This is a genomic window from Oceanobacillus alkalisoli (assembly GCF_021556485.1).
Lineage (GTDB): Bacteria > Bacillota > Bacilli > Bacillales > Amphibacillaceae > Oceanobacillus > Oceanobacillus alkalisoli.
Genome location: NZ_JAKGBW010000017.1, coordinates 33,218 through 53,494 on the forward strand (window position 1 = coordinate 33,218; position 20,277 = coordinate 53,494).

Sequence of the window (20,277 nt, forward strand, 5' to 3'; positions counted from 1 at the left end):
ACAGCATGACGGAAAAAATGTTTGAAATCGTGAAAGATCCGATTGATACCGACGCTGTAATTCAGAAGGTAACACGCAGAGAAGCAGGAGCGATTACGACTTTTCTTGGAATCGCACGGGAATGGACACGGGGAAGAAAAACAATCTATCTTGAATATGATGCTTACATACCAATGGCCGAAAAGAAACTTGCTGAAATAGGAGATGAAGTAAAAGAAAAATGGCCCGAAACGGAAGTCGCAGTCACTCACCGAATGGGACGTCTCGATATATCAGAAACTGCTGTATGTATCGCCGTCTCCTCCCCGCATCGTAAGGCCGCTTATGAAGCGAATGAATATGTCATTCAGCGAATCAAGCAGATTGTCCCGATTTGGAAAAAAGAACATTGGGAAGACGGTGAGACATGGATTGGTAATCAATTGGGGACCCAAGTTTATCCAGATGGCTCACCTGAGGAGGAATAAATAAAGAGATTTCTAAATGTTTAATGAAAGTGTGGAAGGGAAATTCAATATCGGATGTTCAAATACGATGAAAAGGAGCGGACAAAACATGGCAGAAAGTATAAAAGTACTTAATCCAGCTACAGGTGAATTAGTGGAAGAGGTAACAGTGGATACAGAAGAAGAAATTCAAGCAAAACTGGAAAAAGTTGCAGATGGGTTCGCGAAATGGAAGAAAGTTAACGCACATGAGCGAGCACGTTTGCTTCGAAAATGGTCTGAAAAGGTACTGGAGCAGAAGGAAGAAATTGCTCGAGTGATGACGCTCGAAAGTGGGAAACCACTATCTGAGTCCCTCGGAGAAGTTGAATATGCTACAAGCTATATTGATTGGTTTGCAGAAGAAGCAAAACGGATTTACGGAAGAACTGTTCCAGCAAATACCGAGTCCAAACGGATTCTCGTTACCCGCCAGCCAATCGGAGTAGTCGCAGCAATTACACCATGGAACTTCCCGGCAGCCATGATGACAAGGAAAGCTGCACCGGCTCTTGCGGCAGGTTGTACATTCATCGTAAAACCGGCAAGTGAAACTCCACTTACGACGATGAAGTTGATTGACCTGGCATATGAAGCAGGAATTCCAAAAGATGCAGTTCAATATGTCAATGGTTCTGGAAGAACGGTTGGTGAGATTTTTACAAATAGTTCCTTGGTGAAGAAAATTACATTCACCGGTTCGACTCCAATTGGAAAGCAATTGATCAAGCAAAGTGCCGATTCGGTAAAACACGTATCAATGGAACTCGGTGGACATGCCCCGCTCATCGTTACGAAAGATGCCGACCTTGATATCGCAGTACCGCAAACTATTCTCTCTAAGTTCCGTAATGCTGGCCAAACTTGCATTTGTGCAAATCGGGTGCTCGTTGCAAAGGAGATTGCTGACGAATTCGCTGACAGGCTTGTAAAAGAAGTGGAGAAATTAAAAGTCGGAAATGGACTGGAAGAAGGTACGCAAATCGGCCCGGTCATCAACGGGGACGGCTTTAAAAAAGTTGTCGGCCAGATTGATGACGCTGTTCGAAAAGGTGCTGAAGTACTAGCAGGTAATAAATTCGATAAAGATGATGATAAAGGCTATTACTTCATCTATCCTACCGTTCTGAAACAAGTGACTGGTGAAATGGATATCATGCAGGAGGAAACTTTTGGCCCAGTGCTTCCGATTACGGTGTTTGATACGGTCGAAGAAGCGGTTGCTATTGCGAACGACACACCATTCGGTTTAGCGGCTTATTTCTTTACAAATGATTACCGGACAGGCACGTATTTGCATGAGCATCTCACCTTTGGTGTCATCGGTTGGAATGATGGTGCCCCGTCTGCTGCACATGCCCCGTTCGGTGGGTTGAAGGAAAGCGGAATCGGTAAAGAGGGTGGACTTGAAGGTATTGAACCATATTTAGAAACAAAATATTTATCCATCGGTGGATTGGAATAAATACCAAAAAAGGGTGAGCAACCCCACCCCTTTCTATTGTAAATCTCCCCTCCAATATGCACACAGACATTCGGGAATCCTGTTGCATATTCTGGAAGGGAAGGAGGGATAGCATGAGAGAAAGGTTAAACTGGTTGCTCGCAGCGATTGTTTCGGGATTTGCGTTAATCGGTTTAGGATATCTTATTCCAGAAGAATATTCCACACTGGGAACTGTCCTCTTCATTGCGGGGACAATTGCCGTTGTTATTTTTGCACCAACGATCATCATAAAAACGTTATCCGGGCTGTTAAAAGGACATGCAAACCGGTAAACTGGAATCAGGTTATTAAATCTAGTAAAGAGGACGTTCGGGGAATTCTCCTGAACGTCCTTTTTTGTAGTATAATAAATTGTATCAGTCTATAAATAAGGAGTGTTTACGTGAATAAAAAAGATATTGCCAGTTTCCGCAGGCAGTTAAAGCCGGAAAATGATCTATTGAAAATAAATGAAGTGTTTAACGTATATATTATGAAAGAATCAAGTGAAATCTATCATCAGGAGAACACCCCGTTTGAAATGCTGGAGAGGGAACAACAGGAATTGTTCATGAATAATTTTAAAAAAGTGCTTGCAGGCCAATTAGATCGGAAACTGTTTGAATTGAAATTTGTTCATGAAGCAGAAAACAGCACCCAATTACTTCTTCATCAAGGGGTATTGACCGAACATAGTGAAACATGGAGAAACCGCATGGTGCAAATTGTTGAGAAAATGCTCGAAGTGAAGCAGTATGACGAAGATATTATCGTCACTTTCACGAAAGGTGAATATATGAAGACGGTAAAGCCGATTAGTGAAGAGACCGAAGAGAGTGAACGGGATAAAGTCTATTCTCATTTCTTTATTATGTGTACAATCAATACGACCCAAGATCCCAGGAAAGAATTGGCATTCGATTATGTGGAAAAAGAATTCAAATACAATATCGAAGTCGATCCGATTATTGATTTGAATGCCCCGATAGGCGGGTTCTTGTTCCCGACCTTTACCGATGGTGTATCTGATGTGAACCGTGTTCTTTATTCAACTGGGAAATCAAAAGAACTAGATTTCTCATTTATTGAAGATGTTCTGAATGCAGAAGAAATCATGACTGCTGAAGAAGATAAGATTGTATTTGAAGAAATTGTTAAAGATGTGGCTGGTGAACAGTTTACGACCGCTACCCTCGCAAATGTCTATGATGAGATCCAGCAGGTGATTGAAGAGACGGATCCGGATGATACACCGAAGCTCGATTACCGGGATATGGAAGCTGTTTTAAGTAGCAGCGGGATAAAGGATGTGCAGCCGGAAGCTGTGGAAGAAGCCTTTAAAAAAGTAATCAATGATGAGAAATTTGAACTGAAGGCAAACAATGTTGTTCCAAATTATAACTCCAAGTCGATTAAAATCAAAACGAAAGCTGCTGATTTAAAAGTTAGTCCAAGTGAATTGCGTTATATACGCCAAATGCGGCTCGACGGAAAACTTTGTCTCGTTATCGAACTGGAAGAAAATACGGTAATTGAAGGCTTTGAAATTATTGAAGAAGATTTGGGAGTACGGGATCCGGAAAAAGAACCGGATGAATCAACGGTATGATAGTTAAAATTAAAAAAGGTTGAGTTTCCTATTTCAGGAAACTCAACCTTTTTGTTAGCTAGAAAATACTGTAGATAACTAAAATTGCTAGGCTAGCCACGTCGGCTCTGCGCCCAGCAACTAGTAGATCTTTTGGTGGGGCGAGCAGTGACTTCACACTCCTCCAATCGATAAAGAAGACTTAGCCGTTCGGTCTTTGTGAGGCTTAGTCGCACTTATACCCTTGTGGTGAAAGTCAACATCGGCTCATAACGAAAGGAGGGCCGTTTAAATTCGGGCTAAAGCCCAACTCACGTCTACCCCTTAAGGGGCATGTTTCCTTTATCTCCCTTCCGGTAAAAAAGAGGTTCGATTAAGTTCGCCTCTTCCTGGGGCAACATCGAACTACCTCCCATCCTGGGAGGCACAGTTTGTACGTTGCTGAACGGGCGCTTCCGCCTTTGTTCTCATACTTCTTTATTCAACGCTTTATACAAAGCAAATATCATTAAAATCATAATGAAGGAGAAGGGCAGTGCCGCGATGATGATTGTATTTTGCAAGGCGCTGAGACCTCCTACATAAAGAAGAATGATTGCTACCGCAGATTGCGCAATTCCCCAGGTGACTTTAACGGTATTAGGCGGAGTAAGTGAGCCTTTCGTTGTCTGCATACCAAGGACAAATGTTGCCGAATCCGCTGATGTAATAAAGAACGATGCAATTAAAACAATCGCTATAATAGAAAGAAGCGTCGACATCGGAAGCTGGTCGAACATATTGAATAATACGAGTTCCGTTGCAAAGCCAGACAAGTCGAAACCACTATCTTGGATATTTCCAGCTGTTGTTCCGAATGCTGCGTACCAGATGGCGATAAACAAGGTCGGGACAATCATGACCCCTAAAATGAATTCCCTAATGGTACGCCCACGGGAGACTCTTGCGATAAACATACCGACAAATGGTGCCCAGGATACCCACCATGCCCAGTAAAATATGGTCCAGCCGTCAAGCCAAGCACGGTTGTCAGAAGCAAGGGGTGCGGTTGTAAAGCTCATCCCAATCAAGTTTTGCATATACAATCCAATTGTTTCCGTGAACATATTCATAATGAGAACAGTCGGTCCAATTGCGATAACAATTATTAAAAGAATAACAGCTAAAACAATATTCGTATTGGATAAATATTTAATCCCTCGGCTTAATCCAGACCAAGCGGATATCATGAATAGAGCTGTTACAACAATTACAATTAATAATTGTGAAATAAATCCTACTTCAATTCCAAATAAATGTGATAACCCGCCATTAATTTGTACTGCACCAAATCCAAGAGAAGTTGCGACACCAAATACGGTTGCAAATACAGACAGTACATCTACAAATGTCCCGAATGGGCCATCCATCTTATCGCCAAAGAGCGGCTTCAATGTTGAGGAGATCAAACCGGGCTGACCTTTTCTGAATTGGAAAAAGGCAAGCGACAAAGCAACGACGCCATACATTGCCCAAACATGAATTCCCCAGTGGAAGTAAGAATAAACAAGTGCATCTTTAAAAGCTGCACCTGATCCGACTTCTGCATTGGGAGCATCCACAATATAGTGAAATAGTGGCTCTGCGGACCCATAGAAGACAAGCCCGATTCCCATACCAGCGGAAAAAAGCATGCCAATCCACGTAACGGTGGAAAAGTCAGGCCTATCATGGTCTCGGCCAAGACGAATTTTGCCAAACCGGCTAAATGCAATTAATATTGCTACAATGACGAGGGCTGACATGAGCAACATATAATACCAACCGAATGTTGTAGAAACAAAAGCTTGAACCCGGCTAGTTAAATCTTCAAATTCTGTTGGGAACACAGCTCCCAAAATAACCATAATAACGACAATTGCCAGTGCTATGTAAAACACTTTTGAAACTTTCTTCATATTTCCTCCCTTAAGATATAAAATAAAATACATGCGTTCTATTATACCCATAATAAAATAAAATGAAACCCGAATCAGGTAATTCTTACATAAATGATGGAGCGTGCAGAGAAGAGAAACTTCGGCTGTCGAACATGGAATAGTAATTAACACTTGAATAGATAGTAAAAGTTTCGCTAAATGAAATGGATTTCTTTATAGAAAAGTAAAAAATAGGAGGATTTTAAATTTGTTGTCTGATTTCCGACATGATTCGACGAAATTCTTTGGGAAAATTGAATAACTTTTGCGGGAATCGATTTTTCTCGACAAAAAAACAGAGGAAAAACCAAAAATTGCTTTTTGACGAATTGTTTTTTATTTATTATCTTTGGGGTGAGAGATTGGTTGAGGGGTACTCCCACCCCCAATATAAATCATCATGGAGAGGATCTATTATTTACGAATGCTCCTTCCCCTACAAAAACGATAGACCTCCTCCATGAATACTCATGCTAGTCCCCTCTATATTGGCTTACTTTTCCCTCGACCATCCCAATTAGATTTTCGGCCTTATATTAACGATAATGATTCCGAGTGCAACGAGGGCAAGAGCAAATAGGATTGCCGGCGTAAGGCTTTCTCCAGGAACTAAAATCGTTGATAAAATAGAGCCTGACACAGGGACAATGAACTTATACATTGTAATTTCTCCTGCAGGGTTATATTTTAGTAAGGAGTACCAGAGCGCAAAAGCAACAGAAGAAAGCAAGGCGGAGTAAATAAATAATCCCCAGCCGAAAGGAGTGAAAACCATTGCGTTCTCCCCGAGCTGTGGAAAACCGATGAGTAATAATACGATTGCTCCTAGAGTGAACTGCCACCCTGTTATTGCAAATGGATGAATTCCTTTAGCGAGTTCTTTTGCCATAATCGTGGCAACAGCACTTGTTACACCAGATAAAATCATATAACCTTCGCCAGTAAACGTGAACTGGAATGAAAAGCCTTGTCCCCAGTTGGCGACGATAATGCCTCCAAATCCTGCTAGAAGTCCAATTGCTTTTTGGGTTGTCATCTTATCATTTACATAAAAGTAATGCGCCAATAGAACAGTGAAAAATGTTCCGCTTGAATTCAGGATTGCTCCTTGCATCCCGGTAACATTGGCCAGTCCGTTATAAAAGAAGAAATATTGCAGGGCAGTCTGGACAATGCCGAGAATAAGCAGAACCATTAGCTGCTTTTTTGTGACAAATAATTGTTTGTAGTTACTCACCATAAGAAAACCAAGTACAATAAGTCCTGCGAGTAAAAATCGCAGTCCGGCAAAAACAATTTTAGCAATAATGTCGTCTGACGCAATTTGAAATTCATCATAACTTATTTTAAGTACAGGGAATGCACTTCCCCATAATAATGAACAAAATACAGCAATGGCCACGACCGACCATTTTTTCTTTAAAAATACTTGCATTTATACAACCTCTAATCCAAAAAAATGAGGGCCAATTAGACTGTATCTAACTGACCCGTTTTTATCACGCATTAACGGTCTGTAATCTCCCCACTTCTAAAGATAAGGGAAACCCAACATGTGAAGATGGAGATAAACAGTCCGTAAATCCCTGATTCTGTTCAACTAACATTCCGTGAAGGAGGTAAGGAAACTCCCACGGAATGAAGTTTCACTTTATTAATCTTTAACTTTTACTGGAATAATTAATTCGTTTTGTCTGGATCCATCTTTTGCACTTTCTTCATAAAGTACAATCAATCCAGTATCATTGGCAACTTCGTCAAATGAAATTGTTATTTCAAACTCGCCCCATTCAGGAGCACCTTGACTTGCCGTTACAAATCCTTCGGCAAGGATGTTATGGCCGTCTTCAAATTCATAGGAAACGTTTGCCTCAAATACCCGTGCTTCTCCGCGGACAATAAATTCATTAGCAACAACACTGTCGGGTGCAGGCTCAAATACCTTAAAGGCATCATTTTCCGCAACGATATCCATTCCATCAGAAGCATTACCTGAATTTGCTTCCTCTTCCGTATCTTCTTCTGCTGCTTCCCTATTCTCTGTTGTATCCTCTTCCGTTCCCTCATCTTCTGCGACATCTTCCTGTTCAGGTTCATCTTGTTGTTCTGTATCCGAACCAACTTCATTTCCACCACAAGCACTCAGGAAAAGTACCCCAAAAAGAGTAATTGTAAAGAAAGTCAATCGCACCTTTTTCATTGCCTTTTCCCTCCAAAATTATGACTTATTGCTTCTTTATTATATATCATTTAAGGACAATCTTAAAGCGAGGCACTCAGCAGGAAGTTTGAATCAAGTGAGAAACGAATGCAAGGACTTGCCGTTTCAAGATTTAATATTTATAATGATTGTTATTATAAAAAAACAGAGGGGAGACGTGTGGATTGCCGATTAATATACCGAGAGAATTACCAGCGAGGGAAACATTAAAAGAAGAAAAGATTTTTGTAATGGAGGAAGACAGAGCCCGTACTCAGGATATACGTCCATTAAATATCTTAATTTTGAATTTAATGCCTGAAAAGGAAAAAACAGAACTGCAATTACTACGTTTATTAGGGAATACACCATTACAAGTGAATATTACATTCTTACGGACAGCAACGTATCAATCCAAAAATGTCAGCAATTATCATCTCGATACGTTTTATACGACATTTGATAAAATAAAATCGCGTAAGTTTGATGGCCTTATTATTACTGGTGCACCAATTGAACATCTGGAGTTTGAAGAGGTTAACTATTGGCGGGAGTTACAACAGATTATGGATTGGTCGGTGGAGAATGTAACGTCAAACCTCTACATATGTTGGGGAGCCCAAGCAGCACTTTACCATCATTATGGAATCGAAAAAGAAGCCTTGCCTGAGAAATACTTTGGTATTTTCAATCATGATGTTTCCTTACCAACTGAAAAGCTCGTCCAAGGTTTTAATGATAACTTTTTTGCACCACATTCGAGACATACGACCGTTAGCTTGGAAGCAATTGAAGAGCATCCCGAACTTTCCCTGTTATCGAAGACAGATGAAAATTCTCCATTCATCATTCTTTCAAAAGATCGGAAAAACATTATGATTACAGGTCATCTAGAGTATGATGCTACAACGCTTCGTGATGAATATGAGCGGGACATGAAAAAGGGCTTTGAGATGGAGGTGCCTGTAAACTACTTTCCAGATGATGACCCGGAGAAGCCTCCTTTAAATTTGTGGCGCTCCCATACACATTTACTGTTTTCGAATTGGCTGAACTACTATGTCTACCAAGAAACACCGTATCATTGGAATTGACAAAAGAGTTGCTTAGACAATAAAAAATCCGAACAAACCAAGTAAATCTTTGGTGCAGCTTGCTAGCTGGTTTGTTCGGATATTTCATCGCTTGAATTTACTGCCTTTTTTCTTTCCTCGCAATTGATCCATGAGGGAAGCGGATTTTTTAGCCGCTGCTTTTGTCTGTGTCAAATCAATACTGGCGATTTGATAGCTGCCGTTAGCTTTCTCTAAGTTGAATATCGTATGTTTGGCACTGCCCCGAGGTAAACCTTCTTTGTTAACGATCAATTCCTCTTTCGTTTCTTCAATAAGAATAACCGCCTGATTTCCTTCGAATCGATCTAAAATCCCTTTCATTGTACACATGCAATCCCTTCTGTTTGAATATCCGCCATTCGTGCAGAACCAATTCCAGCGATTTTTGTCAGGTCACTAATGGTCTGGAAAGGTCGCAGTTCAATTAAATCTACGGCCCGCTCTGGACCAATATGGATAATTTGCTGTAATTCTTCAACTGTCGCTTCATTAATATTAACACAACTAGAAGAAGAAACTTGTTCTGTTTCTTTGTTTTTATTTTGGGACATTTGCTCTGACCCCGTTGTCCCGCTGTCAGGCGCTGCAATATTTGTGTCGATTTGGATGTCTGTGCCATTTGTTGTGAGGAGGATTGTGCCATGAATGGCTGTACCGTATAGTTCGATGTTCCTTTCTTCTATGGCTGAGACGACTTCTGGGCTCGGGTGGCCATAGCTGTTATCGGCGCCTGCACTATAAACGACAATTTTTGGTGAAACTGCATCAATGAATGCTGGGTCATTCGATGTTTTCGAGCCATGGTGTCCAAGGTGGAGGACGTCGGCTGATACATTAAAGTTGCTTCGCATATAAGTTTCTTCACGCAGGCCGGCATCCCCGGTCAAAACGAATTTCACATTATCATATGTAAACAAGGCGGAAATGGATTCCTCGTTGGTTTTCCCTGAAATGTTATCCGGGTACAGGATTTCAATTTGCAATGGACCGATTGCAAATTCTTCACCTGCTCGGGGTTCATAATAGTCCGCATTACTGGCTAGAACTGCTTCAATTGCATCCTGAAACGTCTGGGAAGAACTTTCATTACCTGACATCCATACTTCTCCGACATCAAAGGTCTGCATGACTTGTTCAAGTTGTCCAATATGATCAGCATCCGGATGGCTCACGATAACAAGATCAATAAAATTTACATCATTTCCAGTTAAGTAATTCGTTACCTCACTGCCGCGCCAATCACCCGTATCAAATAAAACAGTATATTGTTCCTCACCTGAACGGTACCGGAATAAGGTAGCATCAGCTTGACCAACATCGATAAAATGAACGGATAGTTCTTCAAGTTTTTCCGTCTGATTTTTCTCAGGTGAAACCTCTTCGGTCGTATCCTTTGCTTCGTCCTGTTTAGCCGCAGTGGATACGGTCTTTTGGTTGCTCACTGTTGTTTCATTGGCATGATTCGCTGTGTCTGTTGGCATTTCCTCGCAAGCGGAAAAGATGAACAGTCCAAGGAATGCCAATATAAATGTTAAACGTTTCACATAACTTCCCCCTAAACTTCAAAACTTCCATCAATAGAGTAGCAAATAGAGTCTGGAAAATCCAGTGTGTAATAGATTCAATCATGATTTATAATGAAGGGAGATATGCTTTATGAGAGTTTGGCTTGCTATTTATTTTACTTTTTATGGATGTGGGCTTACTCCAGAAATTGGTGTTGTCGACCGGATGGAAGAAGATAAAGCTGTTATTTTATTAGAAAAAACCGGAGAAGAATTAATCATCGATAAAAAAAGCCGCCGTATGATGGTGCATGAAAATAACTGGCTGCTTCTTGTCCGCCTAAACAATACCCCTGTCATCTTGGCGGAGTTAGCCGGTCAAGCTGACCGGCAACAGAAAAAGAGTCATGCATTAATAGAGGAATTAAGAGAAAGGAGCCCATTATTCCACCATAGATCCAATCGCACCAGCGTATGCTCCTTTATCCAAAAATATTGGCTCATACGCTAACATCTCACGAAAAATTGACAGTACATCCCGCAATGGTTTATTCCCTTGTATCGTACTGCCGATGAAAACTACTTTCCTTACATCTTTACTGTTCATCACGGTTGCGGCAAGAGAAATAATCACTTCACCAATTAGTTGTGTTAGGGCACGCAATTGGTCGGCTTGCGAGCTTTCATTTAGAAACTGTATTTTACCAAAGTTCGCTGCTGTCAGTTCCTGCGTGAGTGGTGCATGTTGTTCTCCGTATATATCTTTAACGAGTAGGTCAACATGGTAATGATTCCCTGATGCACTAAGTTCAACAAGCTCACGAAAGGTTTTCCCGCAGCCTGCAAGAAGTAATTCGATTCCTAACCATGTTCCGCCACCAACCCCGCTCCCAAGCACGCGTTCAAATTCTCCATTGTTGACGTGAAATATAGAAGTGCCTGTTCCAATATTAACGAGAATGTATTCTTCTGGTACGTTTGTTTCTTTGCTCAGCAAATAATCTGTCCCTCGGACAATGGACGGGAATTCGGCAGTTGTTACAGTTGGCTGCTGGAGTATTTTTGACAGTTCCTCCCATCTCCCGCCTGTACCATAAACATGTGTATCTGGAGCAAGCATATGGAGCCAATTCACGAAAGAGTTTTTATCCTGATACGGATATGTTTTCACATGCAGCTGACTTTGCTCGACATAAGCAAGTTTGATCAAAGAGCCACCAGCATCAATTCCTATTCGTTGCATCTTTTTCCTCCTAAAGTAATAATCTAAAAACGCTCATGAACATCTAATTGTCATTATCTAGGTGTAGTTATTTCTCGTCAAGTCAGGTAAAATAGATTTAAGTGAAACTTTATACTTGGCTTTGTCGTATTAGTGGTAGAGTGTTCATACAGGGCGTGTATTTTATTATAGGAGTGATGAAATGAAAGCATTTTTCGAATTTGTTTTACGACAGGCGGCGGCTTTCACTGCAACAGGGGTTATCTGGTTGATCAGTTTTTTCGCCTTTTCGCAAATTTTTCTCCTTTCCACGGCGTACGCACTTGTCTGTGGGGTCGTCACCTATTATGCTGTAAAACATTTACAGATTTCCCGCGACGCAAAACGGCATGGACTGACACGGAAGGAATATAAATTCATTTCCGGGAACTTGAAAGAAGCGAAAGCAAAAGTCATCCGGCTGCAACGTGCCTTGGTGCAAGTTCGTCCACTGGGCAATGCGAAGGAGAACTTTGAAATTCTTCGCACCGTAAAAAGGATTTACACAAATACAAAACGTGAACCGTGGAGGTTCTTCAAGGCGGAAGCGTTTTTCTATAAGCATCTCGATTCGTTAGTTGAAATCACGGAAAAATATGCTTACCTTTCTAAACAACAGGTGAAATCAAGGGAAATGAGTGAAACAATGCGGGATTCGAGACTCGCAATTATCGTTCTTGGTCAAACTGTAAATAAAGACCTTCGCATTATGCTGAATGATGATGTCGATACATTGCATTTTGAACTTGACGTAGCGAAGAAAACATTACAAAAACCGAAGAAAACGAATGGGAGGGTTATCTGATGGCTGAAGAGAAAAAGAATGAATTTGAATTGGACGAGCTGCTGGCTAATCCGTTCGGCAGTGAATCCGCAGATAAGGAAATCAGCGAAGTGGAGACAGAAACAGATGTAAAGGAAAAAAGGCTTGTCGATGTATTGCCGGAAGATAAGAAAAAACGTGCTTTACAACTTGCAGAACAAATTGATCCAGCGAACTTTCAAAGTGTATCCCTATACGGAACAGAAGCACAATCCAAGCTGATGGATTTTTCCCATGATATGTTGGATCATGTGAAAAATAGTGATATCGGGGAGATTGGTGGCATCTTATCCGACCTCATGAAGAAACTCGAACAAGTTGATCCGGATGATTTGCGGACAGATAATCGAGGATTTCTTGCCAAGATTTTCAATCGCGTATCAAGTTCTGTGAATCAAGTCCTATCCAATTATCAAAAGACCGGGGCACAAATTGACAGGATTAGTGTGAAGCTTGATCGGGGCAAAAATGAACTGACGAAGGATAATAAATTGCTGGAGCAACTCTTTGTAAAAAACAAAGAATACTTTGATGCCTTAAATATTTTTATCGCAGCCGGAGAAGTGAAGATTGATGAGCTCCGAACGAAAGAAATTCCCGCCCTTAAAGCAAAAGCGGAAGCAAGCCAAAATCAAATGATGGTTCAGGAAGTAAATGATTTGATTCAATTTACCGACCGCCTGGAAAAGCGCACCCATGATTTGAAGTTAAGCAGACAGATTACCATTCAGAGTGCCCCGCAGATTCGGCTCATTCAGAATACGAATCAAGCACTCGTTGAAAAAATTCAATCCTCAATACTAACGGCAATTCCACTTTGGAAAAACCAAATTGCAATTGCACTCACATTACTGCGCCAACGGAATGCAGTCGAAGCGCAAAAGCTTGTTTCCGAAACAACGAATGATCTCATGTTGAAGAACTCGGAACTGCTGCGCACGAATACGATTGAGACAGCGAAAGAAAATGAGCGTGGTCTCGTCGATATTGAAACACTTAAGAAAACACAGGAAGATTTAATTTCCACGATTGAAGAGACACTTACAATTCAAGCAGAAGGCAGAGAGAAGCGCCAACAGGCAGAAAAAGAAATGATTGTAATGGAAGAGGAAATGAAACAGAAATTATTAGAATTGAAATAAGGAGTAGGGTCAGTTTGAGAGTTGTATCAAATGACCCTATTTTTTTAGTGAAATCACTTGACAATAAAAATATGAAAATTTAGAATTAGAATAATACATGAAATGCAGATTGTGCACATTTCTATTTTTTTGCAGAATAATGAATGAACATTCACTCGAAAACTAGCAGTAGTAAAAGGGGGATTATATTCCATGACAAATGAAGTAACGAAAAAGTTGCTGCGGGGGGTTAAACTGCCGGTTATCATGGCGCCGATGTTTCTTATTTCCAATCCGAAAATGGTGCTGGAGGCATGTGCTGAGGGGATAATCGGTACATTTCCAGCTCTGAATACACGGACAACCGAGCAGTTGGATGATTGGATGCGAGAGATTACGGAAGGCTTACAGTTAAGAGGAAAAGAAGGCAAAGAATTAGCTCCATGGGGAATCAATTTTATTAGCCACCGTTCGAATAAACGATTTAAAGAAGATCTAACTTTGATTAAAAAGTATAAACCACCGCTTGTGATTACGTCACTTGGCGACCCGAGTCCTGTCGTAGCAATTGTGAAAGAATATGGCGGCATCGTTTTAAGTGATGTTATTGATATGAAATTTGCGAAGAAAACTTTAGAAAAAGGAAGTGACGGGCTTGTTCTCGTCGCAGCTGGAGCGGGCGGGCATGGTGGCAGATTGAATCCGATTGCGTTCATGCATGAAATCCGGGAATTTTTCGACGGACCAGTTGCATTATCAGGCACGTTATCAAAGGGAGAAGATATCCTCGTTGCAGAGACACTCGGAGCTGATTTTGCTTATTTCGGTACGAAGTTTATTCCTGCCAAGGAAAGCAGTGCAGCTGATGATTACCGTAAGATGATTATCGACTCCACGCTATCCGATATTACGTATACACCCGCCTTTAGCGGAATTCATGCCAATTACCTTACGAAAAGTATTGTAAATGCTGGTCTTGATCCAGAACAGCTTCCCGAAAAAGGAAAAATAGATATTTCTGAACTTGGTAACCCAGATGTTAAGGCATGGCGAGATATTTGGGGAGCAGGTCAAGGGGTGGGGCCGGTTAAAAAAGAACAGCCGGTAAAAGAGATCATAACCGAGTTGCAAGAAGAATATTTAAAAGCGAAAGAAAAAATTGCAAATGAATATCAACAAGCAGTCCAGCAATTGAAATAAGGGGGAGAAAAGATGAAGGTTGTAAAGGTGAAAAAGGAAAATCGTATTGCTTATATTACAATGAATCGGCCAGATAAACGGAATGCTTTATCCTATGAACTCGTAAATGATGTCATCGAAGCATTAATAGATGCGGAAGAAGACCGAGCAATTCGCGTTGTTATTCTATCTGGGGAAGGAAAAGGATTTTCAGCAGGTGGTGATTTAGAGACGATTCACGATCTGAATGAATCCGCCTCCATAATGAAGTATATGAAACGGGCTCTTGAAATTGTTCAAACAATCCGCAAGATGGACACATACGTCGTCGCCGCTGTAAATGGTTTCGCTGCAGGTGCCGGGTTCAGTATTGCGATGGCAGCGGACTTTATTGTAGCGGAAAGTGAAGCGACATTCGTTAGCAGTTTTTCAAACATCGCGCTGATTCCTGATCTTGGATTAATGAAAGTTCTCACCGATAATGTTCCGCGACCCTTAGTGAAAGAGTGGATTTCTGCAGCCAAACCAGTGACTGCGGATGAACTAAAAGCTTGGGGACTTGTAAATCATGTTGCAAAAGAAAATCTGATACAAGAAGCGAATGATTTTGCCCAATTCATTGTAGACGGACCGCCACTTGCAAATCGGTTTGTAAAACAATTCGTCAACCATGCTGACAAACTAAATTATGAAACGAGTGACTTACAAGAAACAGCGATTCAAACACTGCTCCTCCAATCAGAAGATAATAAAGAAGGGATTGCAGCATTTTTTGAAAAACGAAAACCAAACTTTATAGGAAACTAAGGTGGAAGGAATGGAGAGAATGTTAGAAGAATATGGTTTACAGCTTATTCGACTTGAGTTGCCGTTTCGTCTGAATCATGTGAACTGTTTTCTTGCAGAAGGGATAGATGGCTATACGGTCATTGATACCGGCCTGCATAATGAGAAGACAGTGAAACGCTGGGAAGAAGAGCTTGCTGGAAAAGAAGTAAAACATCTGATTATAACGCATTATCACCCAGATCATTACGGATATGCAGGAAGTTTTCAAGAAAGGTATGGTACGAGCGTTTCCATGTCCCAAATTGATGCGGAAAATGGGTTGTTCAGCTGGGAAAAGGAACTTCTCACCAAACTTGGAAAGTATTATAGATTATCAGGTATTCCAGAGCAGATTGCGAGGCAAATGATTGAGAACACGGAAGCGTTTGTCCCGAGGGTACAACCTTATCCGACCATCTCGCATTATTTGGAAGAAGGGGAAAAAATCGTTCTTGGAAAATATGAATATGAAGTTATTTTCACCCCGGGCCATTCGGAAGGACTCGTCACTTTTTATAATCAGGAAAAAAATACACTGCTAAGCACCGACCATATTCTACCAAAGATTACACCGAATATTTCTCACTGGTTCCATGGTGATCCAAATCCGCTTTCAAGTTATTTCGATTCATTGGACAAAATTGCTGCACTTGAGGTGGACTTCATTATCCCGTCACATGGCAAACCGTTTCATGAAGGGCATTTACGCGTATTGGAATTAAAAGCGCATCATTACGAAAGGCTTGAAGCTTTGCACGAAATTATTCAGGCAGGTCGAACGGTTTATGAAGCCTGTGAACAGCTTTTCAATAAACAATTAAATATCCATGAAACACGGTTCGCAATTGGAGAAACCCTTGCCCACCTGGAATATCTCCGTTTAAATGGAGGATGTCAAAGGGAACAGCAAGGAGAAGTATATGTATACCGTGCAGATTAATTGTTTTCTTAACTTGCCTTTCCTCACTGCATAGAAAATGAAGAGCTACTGTTTTTAGTCAACTGCAGTTATCAGCACCATTCATGCCCGCTCTGTGCTCAAGCAGTCGGAGTGCTCCAGTTTGTACGTTGCTGCGACTACTGGATGCGCTAGTACAAGCGTTGCGAAACGAATCGCGAACCTAGCCTGTAATGGCGCTTCTGCCTTTGCTTTCCAATTTGTTAGAAGTAAGAAAATAATGATAAGATAGAAGATGGAAGAAACAATGAATGGGAGGATAACGATGATTAATAATTTACAAGATACGGTAACTTTAAACAATGGCGTAAAAATGCCTGGGTTTGGACTCGGCGTATTTAAAGTAGAAGACGGTGATACCGTAATCAATGCGGTAAAAGATGCACTTGCTGTAGGATATCGTCTGATCGATACAGCTGCTGTTTACGAAAATGAAGAGGGCGTTGGAAAAGCAATTAAAGATTCAGGAATTGCAAGAGACGAAATCTTTGTTACATCGAAAGTGTGGAACGATCAACAAGGATATGAATCTACATTGCAAGCTTTCGATGAATCATTGGAAAAGTTAGGACTTGATTATCTTGATCTCTACTTGATTCATTGGCCGGTATCCGGAAAATATAAAGACACATGGCGTGCATTGGAAAAACTTTACCGGGATAAAAAAGTACGTGCCATAGGAGTAAGCAATTTCCATGTGCATCACTTGGAAGAATTACGAAAAGATGCAGAAGTAAAACCGGTAGTGAATCAGATTGAATTCCATCCGCATTTGACGCAACGTGATGTCCGAGCGTACTGTAAAGAACATGATATTCAAATGCAAGCATGGTCTCCACTCAAAAAGGGGCGTATTTTCGATGAGCCATTACTTGTTCAGATTGCGGAAAAATACGGAAAAACAGTCCCGCAAGTACTTTTACGCTGGGACTTGGACCAGGCAGTTATGACCATTCCAAAATCCATTAATAAAAAGCGGATGATTGAAAACGCTGATATCTTTGATTTCAAGCTTACTGCTGAAGAAGTCGAACAAATTGCCGAGATGAACATTAACGAACGTACCGGCTCCAACCCAGATGATTTCTAAGGAATATACGAACACATGCGGAAAATGATTATTTTACTAGCTGGTGCTGCCTTTCTTTTAACCGGTTGTTTTAATCCGGCATCTGTTTCTGTTGTGGAAGATATGTATGAAGAGGCATTGTTGGAAGATGAGGCAGCGGTCGCAGCTTATTTTAATAAAGAATTTTTAAGGGAGTATCCGGTTGAGGAACTCGCAGATGAACTGGCAACCCAAGTTCGTAACGTAGAAGGGATTAAACTATTAAATGCAATTGAACTTACTGGAAAGCGACTGAACCCGGAAATCGCGGCTGAACTGGACGATACATACGAAGAGCGTTGGCATTATATTGTCAATGATGCAGGTGAAGGAGATATCATGACGTGGATTGTTTTGAAAACTTCAACCCATTATGAAATTACGGACGGAAAAAAGGTTACGGCCGATTATTACAATAAGCATATAAAAAATGAATAGAGCGTTTTTGAACCATTAAAAAAGCGAAGACTGCTATATTCATCATATCAGCATGAGTATAGCAGTCTTCGTTTTTATTTATTTTCTCGCATTTCATAAGCTAATTTAAACAATTCCATTTGGCTGGAAATAGCACGTTCTTCCGGTTTTCTTTTTACATAATCATAAACCCCGTTGGCATGTTGTTCTCTTGCTTTTACATTATCCTTTAAAGTTAATTCAAGCACGTCCTTAATCCGTAACTTTATTCTTTCATCATAAATTGGAAATAACAACTCGATCCGCTTTTCCATATTTCTTGTCATCATATCTGCAGATGAAAGGAAAATACGCTCTTTCCCGTTACTGTGGAAATAAAATATCCGGCTATGCTCCAAATAACGGCCGACAATGCTTCGTACTGTAATATTTTCACTAACACTTTTAATGCCGGGTTTCAGACAACAAATCCCCCTGACGATCAAATTGATTTGTACACCTGCTTGACTTGCTTTATATAATTTTTCAATTAAAATTTTATCAGTCAATGAATTCATTTTTGCAATAATATGTCCGTTTCCTTTTTGCTTGTGAAATTCTATCTCTTCCGTAATATAGCGAATGAAATCATTCCGGATATCAAATGGTGCCATAGCCAAATGATGAAACTTCGGTCTCTCTGTATAACCGCTTAAATAATTGAAAAAATTTGTAGCGTCAATCCCTACTTTACGTTTCGTCGTAATGATGCCGATATCGGTGTAGACTTTCGCTGTCGAATCATTATAATTACCGGTTCCAAAGTGGACAAATCGTTCGATCTTGCCTTGGCGTTTACGGACGATAAGGGTAATTTTACTATGAGTTTTCAGGGAATGCATCCCATAAATAACGTGGCAACCAGCTTTTTCAAGTTCCTTTGCCCACTGAACGTTTTGTTCTTCGTCAAAACGAGCCTTTAATTCCACAAGGACGGTCACTTGTTTTCCATTTTCAGCTGCAAGTTTAAGGCTTTTGATAATTGGCGATTTGCCGCTTACCCGATAAAGTGTTTGTTTTATCGCTAAAACGTCTGGATCATCTGCAGCACCTTCTAATAACTCTACAATCGGATCGAATGATTCATATGGATGATGCAGAAAAATATCCCGTTTCAAGGCTGCTTCAAATACGGATTCATCTTCATGAATATCCTTCGGCTGTTGAGGCATAAGCGTTCGGTAAATAAGATGTTCATGGTCCATCTGAATCGTTTTGATGAAATCAACGAGAAAGGTTAAATCTAGCGGGCCATCAACAAGATACAAGTCATTCGGATGGATCTCCAAAACATTCAATAAAAAGTTTACGACGTTAGCGTTATATTTCTCCTTTCTCACTTCGAGACGAACGGCAGCTCCCCATTTCCGTTTCTTAATTTCTTTCTCAATCACTTTTAAAAGATCGCGGGCCCCTTCTTCATGAATGGTTAAGTCAGCATTCCGCGTAATCCGGAATTCCGTAATGGAACGGACTTCATACCCATTGAATAATTTATACATGAAATGAGAGATGATTTCTTCTAGTGCGACATAGCTATGCCCTGAATGGATTCGGATGTATCGACTGAGCAATGCAGGAACTTGGACAATCGCATGTCTTTCTGTTTCTTGGTCACACGTATCTTGCAGTACAACGGCAAGATTCAGTGACTTGTTGGATATGATCGGAAAGGGACGATAGGCATCAATTGCGAGTGGGGTCAGTACTGGGAAAATCTGTTCATCAAAATAATGTTCCAGACAAGTGAGCTCTGTTACAGAAAGCTCTATAATGGAGAGCATGTTAATGGATTCTTTCTTTAATTGATTCTGGATCTCTTTGAAAATCTTGTATTGACTGCTAACGAGTGTTTTATTATATTCTCCAATTTGCTTCAGCTGTTCTTTCGGAGTAAGACCTGCTTTGTTTTCGGGTTTATTGAAGCCAGCCCTTACTTGGTCCTTCAGTCCAGCGACTCGGACCATAAAAAACTCATCTAAATTGGAAGAGAAGATAGCAATAAAACGTAATCTTTCAATAAGTGGATTATTTACATCAAAAGCTTCATCCAATACTCGCTTATTAAAAGACAACCAGCTTAGCTCTCGATTATTGAAATATGCAGGCTGATCAAGTGACTTGTTTTTATCTATCTTGAGCATAGCCATCCACCTTTACTTTAGCAGTAGTAACAAATATTTTATCCCAGTATTACCGTCTGTAA

Annotated in this window: 20 protein-coding genes; 13 read left to right on the forward strand and 7 right to left on the reverse strand. The window is 40.7% G+C overall.

Annotated features, from left to right (window positions below):
* Positions 1-5: 5 nt before the first annotated feature.
* From LZD48_RS14805 to LZD48_RS14820, 4 genes are all read left to right on the forward strand, one after another.
* Positions 6-467 carry a molybdenum cofactor biosynthesis protein MoaE gene (locus LZD48_RS14805; protein ID WP_235763502.1) on the forward strand — a complete coding sequence of 154 codons (462 nt, stop codon included), beginning with the start codon at positions 6-8 and terminating at the stop codon, positions 465-467.
* Positions 468-555: 88 nt separating this feature from the next.
* Positions 556-1,950, forward strand: a complete 1,395-nt coding sequence (locus tag LZD48_RS14810) for an NAD-dependent succinate-semialdehyde dehydrogenase (RefSeq protein ID WP_235763503.1) — start codon at positions 556-558, stop codon at positions 1,948-1,950.
* Positions 1,951-2,063: 113 nt separating this feature from the next.
* Positions 2,064-2,264 carry a hypothetical protein gene (locus LZD48_RS14815; RefSeq protein WP_235763504.1) on the forward strand — a complete coding sequence of 67 codons (201 nt, stop codon included), beginning with the start codon at positions 2,064-2,066 and terminating at the stop codon, positions 2,262-2,264.
* Between the two features lie 110 nt (positions 2,265-2,374).
* Positions 2,375-3,580, forward strand: coding sequence for a DUF4317 domain-containing protein (locus LZD48_RS14820; RefSeq protein ID WP_235763505.1), 1,206 nt, complete (start codon positions 2,375-2,377; stop codon positions 3,578-3,580).
* A gap of 446 nt (positions 3,581-4,026) precedes the next feature.
* Here the strand turns inward: LZD48_RS14820 and LZD48_RS14825 are convergent, their stop codons facing one another.
* From LZD48_RS14825 to LZD48_RS14835, 3 genes are all read right to left on the reverse strand, one after another.
* Positions 4,027-5,496, reverse strand: coding sequence for a glycine betaine uptake BCCT transporter (locus LZD48_RS14825; RefSeq protein WP_235763506.1), 1,470 nt, complete (start codon positions 5,494-5,496; stop codon positions 4,027-4,029).
* 538 nt (positions 5,497-6,034) lie between these two features.
* Positions 6,035-6,952, reverse strand: a complete 918-nt coding sequence (locus LZD48_RS14830) for a DMT family transporter (protein ID WP_235763507.1) — start codon at positions 6,950-6,952, stop codon at positions 6,035-6,037.
* A 219-nt stretch (positions 6,953-7,171) separates the two neighbouring features.
* Entirely contained in the window at positions 7,172-7,717 is a 546-nt protein-coding gene (locus LZD48_RS14835; protein ID WP_235763508.1) for a Gmad2 immunoglobulin-like domain-containing protein, read from the reverse strand.
* Between the two features lie 185 nt (positions 7,718-7,902).
* Between LZD48_RS14835 and metA the strand changes: the two genes are divergently transcribed.
* The gene (gene metA, locus LZD48_RS14840) at positions 7,903-8,811 is read left to right on the forward strand and encodes a homoserine O-acetyltransferase MetA (RefSeq protein WP_235763509.1); all 909 of its coding nucleotides are present in this window, start codon (positions 7,903-7,905) and stop codon (positions 8,809-8,811) included.
* 84 nt (positions 8,812-8,895) lie between these two features.
* On the opposite strand, the gene LZD48_RS14845 is transcribed toward metA, so the two are convergent.
* Positions 8,896-9,162, reverse strand: a complete 267-nt coding sequence (locus LZD48_RS14845) for a DUF3006 domain-containing protein (protein WP_235763510.1) — start codon at positions 9,160-9,162, stop codon at positions 8,896-8,898.
* Entirely contained in the window at positions 9,150-10,376 is a 1,227-nt protein-coding gene (locus LZD48_RS14850) for an MBL fold metallo-hydrolase (protein WP_235763511.1), read from the reverse strand. Before LZD48_RS14850 ends, LZD48_RS14845 begins: the two co-directional genes overlap by 13 nt.
* Positions 10,377-10,488: 112 nt before the next feature.
* Between LZD48_RS14850 and LZD48_RS14855 the strand changes: the two genes are divergently transcribed.
* The gene (locus tag LZD48_RS14855) at positions 10,489-10,848 is read left to right on the forward strand and encodes a hypothetical protein (protein WP_235763512.1); all 360 of its coding nucleotides are present in this window, start codon (positions 10,489-10,491) and stop codon (positions 10,846-10,848) included.
* On the opposite strand, the gene LZD48_RS14860 is transcribed toward LZD48_RS14855, so the two are convergent.
* On the reverse strand, positions 10,780-11,580 hold the full coding sequence (locus LZD48_RS14860) for an acetate and sugar kinases/Hsc70/actin family protein (protein WP_235763513.1): 801 nt from the start codon (positions 11,578-11,580) through the stop codon (positions 10,780-10,782). The genes LZD48_RS14855 and LZD48_RS14860 overlap by 69 nt on opposite strands.
* A gap of 181 nt (positions 11,581-11,761) precedes the next feature.
* Here LZD48_RS14860 and LZD48_RS14865 point away from each other — a divergent pair, with 181 nt between their 5' ends.
* From LZD48_RS14865 to LZD48_RS14895, 7 genes are all read left to right on the forward strand, one after another.
* The gene (locus LZD48_RS14865) at positions 11,762-12,403 is read left to right on the forward strand and encodes a 5-bromo-4-chloroindolyl phosphate hydrolysis family protein (RefSeq protein ID WP_235763514.1); all 642 of its coding nucleotides are present in this window, start codon (positions 11,762-11,764) and stop codon (positions 12,401-12,403) included.
* Entirely contained in the window at positions 12,403-13,563 is a 1,161-nt protein-coding gene (locus tag LZD48_RS14870) for a toxic anion resistance protein (RefSeq protein WP_235763515.1), read from the forward strand. Before LZD48_RS14865 ends, LZD48_RS14870 begins: the two co-directional genes overlap by 1 nt.
* Positions 13,564-13,755: 192 nt before the next feature.
* Entirely contained in the window at positions 13,756-14,742 is a 987-nt protein-coding gene (locus LZD48_RS14875; RefSeq protein ID WP_235763516.1) for an NAD(P)H-dependent flavin oxidoreductase, read from the forward strand.
* 12 nt (positions 14,743-14,754) lie between these two features.
* Positions 14,755-15,528: an enoyl-CoA hydratase/isomerase family protein gene (locus LZD48_RS14880; protein WP_235763517.1), complete on the forward strand. Its 774-nt coding sequence runs from the start codon at positions 14,755-14,757 to the stop codon at positions 15,526-15,528.
* A 10-nt stretch (positions 15,529-15,538) separates the two neighbouring features.
* Positions 15,539-16,489 (forward strand): MBL fold metallo-hydrolase, encoded by a 951-nt coding sequence (locus LZD48_RS14885; protein ID WP_310739844.1) that lies wholly within the window; start codon positions 15,539-15,541, stop codon positions 16,487-16,489.
* Between the two features lie 283 nt (positions 16,490-16,772).
* On the forward strand, positions 16,773-17,597 hold the full coding sequence (locus tag LZD48_RS14890; RefSeq protein ID WP_235763518.1) for an aldo/keto reductase: 825 nt from the start codon (positions 16,773-16,775) through the stop codon (positions 17,595-17,597).
* A gap of 15 nt (positions 17,598-17,612) precedes the next feature.
* Positions 17,613-18,053: a hypothetical protein gene (locus tag LZD48_RS14895; protein ID WP_235763519.1), complete on the forward strand. Its 441-nt coding sequence runs from the start codon at positions 17,613-17,615 to the stop codon at positions 18,051-18,053.
* A 74-nt stretch (positions 18,054-18,127) separates the two neighbouring features.
* Here LZD48_RS14895 and LZD48_RS14900 read toward each other — a convergent pair whose 3' ends face one another.
* Positions 18,128-20,215, reverse strand: coding sequence for an RNA degradosome polyphosphate kinase (locus tag LZD48_RS14900; RefSeq protein WP_235763520.1), 2,088 nt, complete (start codon positions 20,213-20,215; stop codon positions 18,128-18,130).
* Positions 20,216-20,277 lie beyond the last annotated feature (62 nt).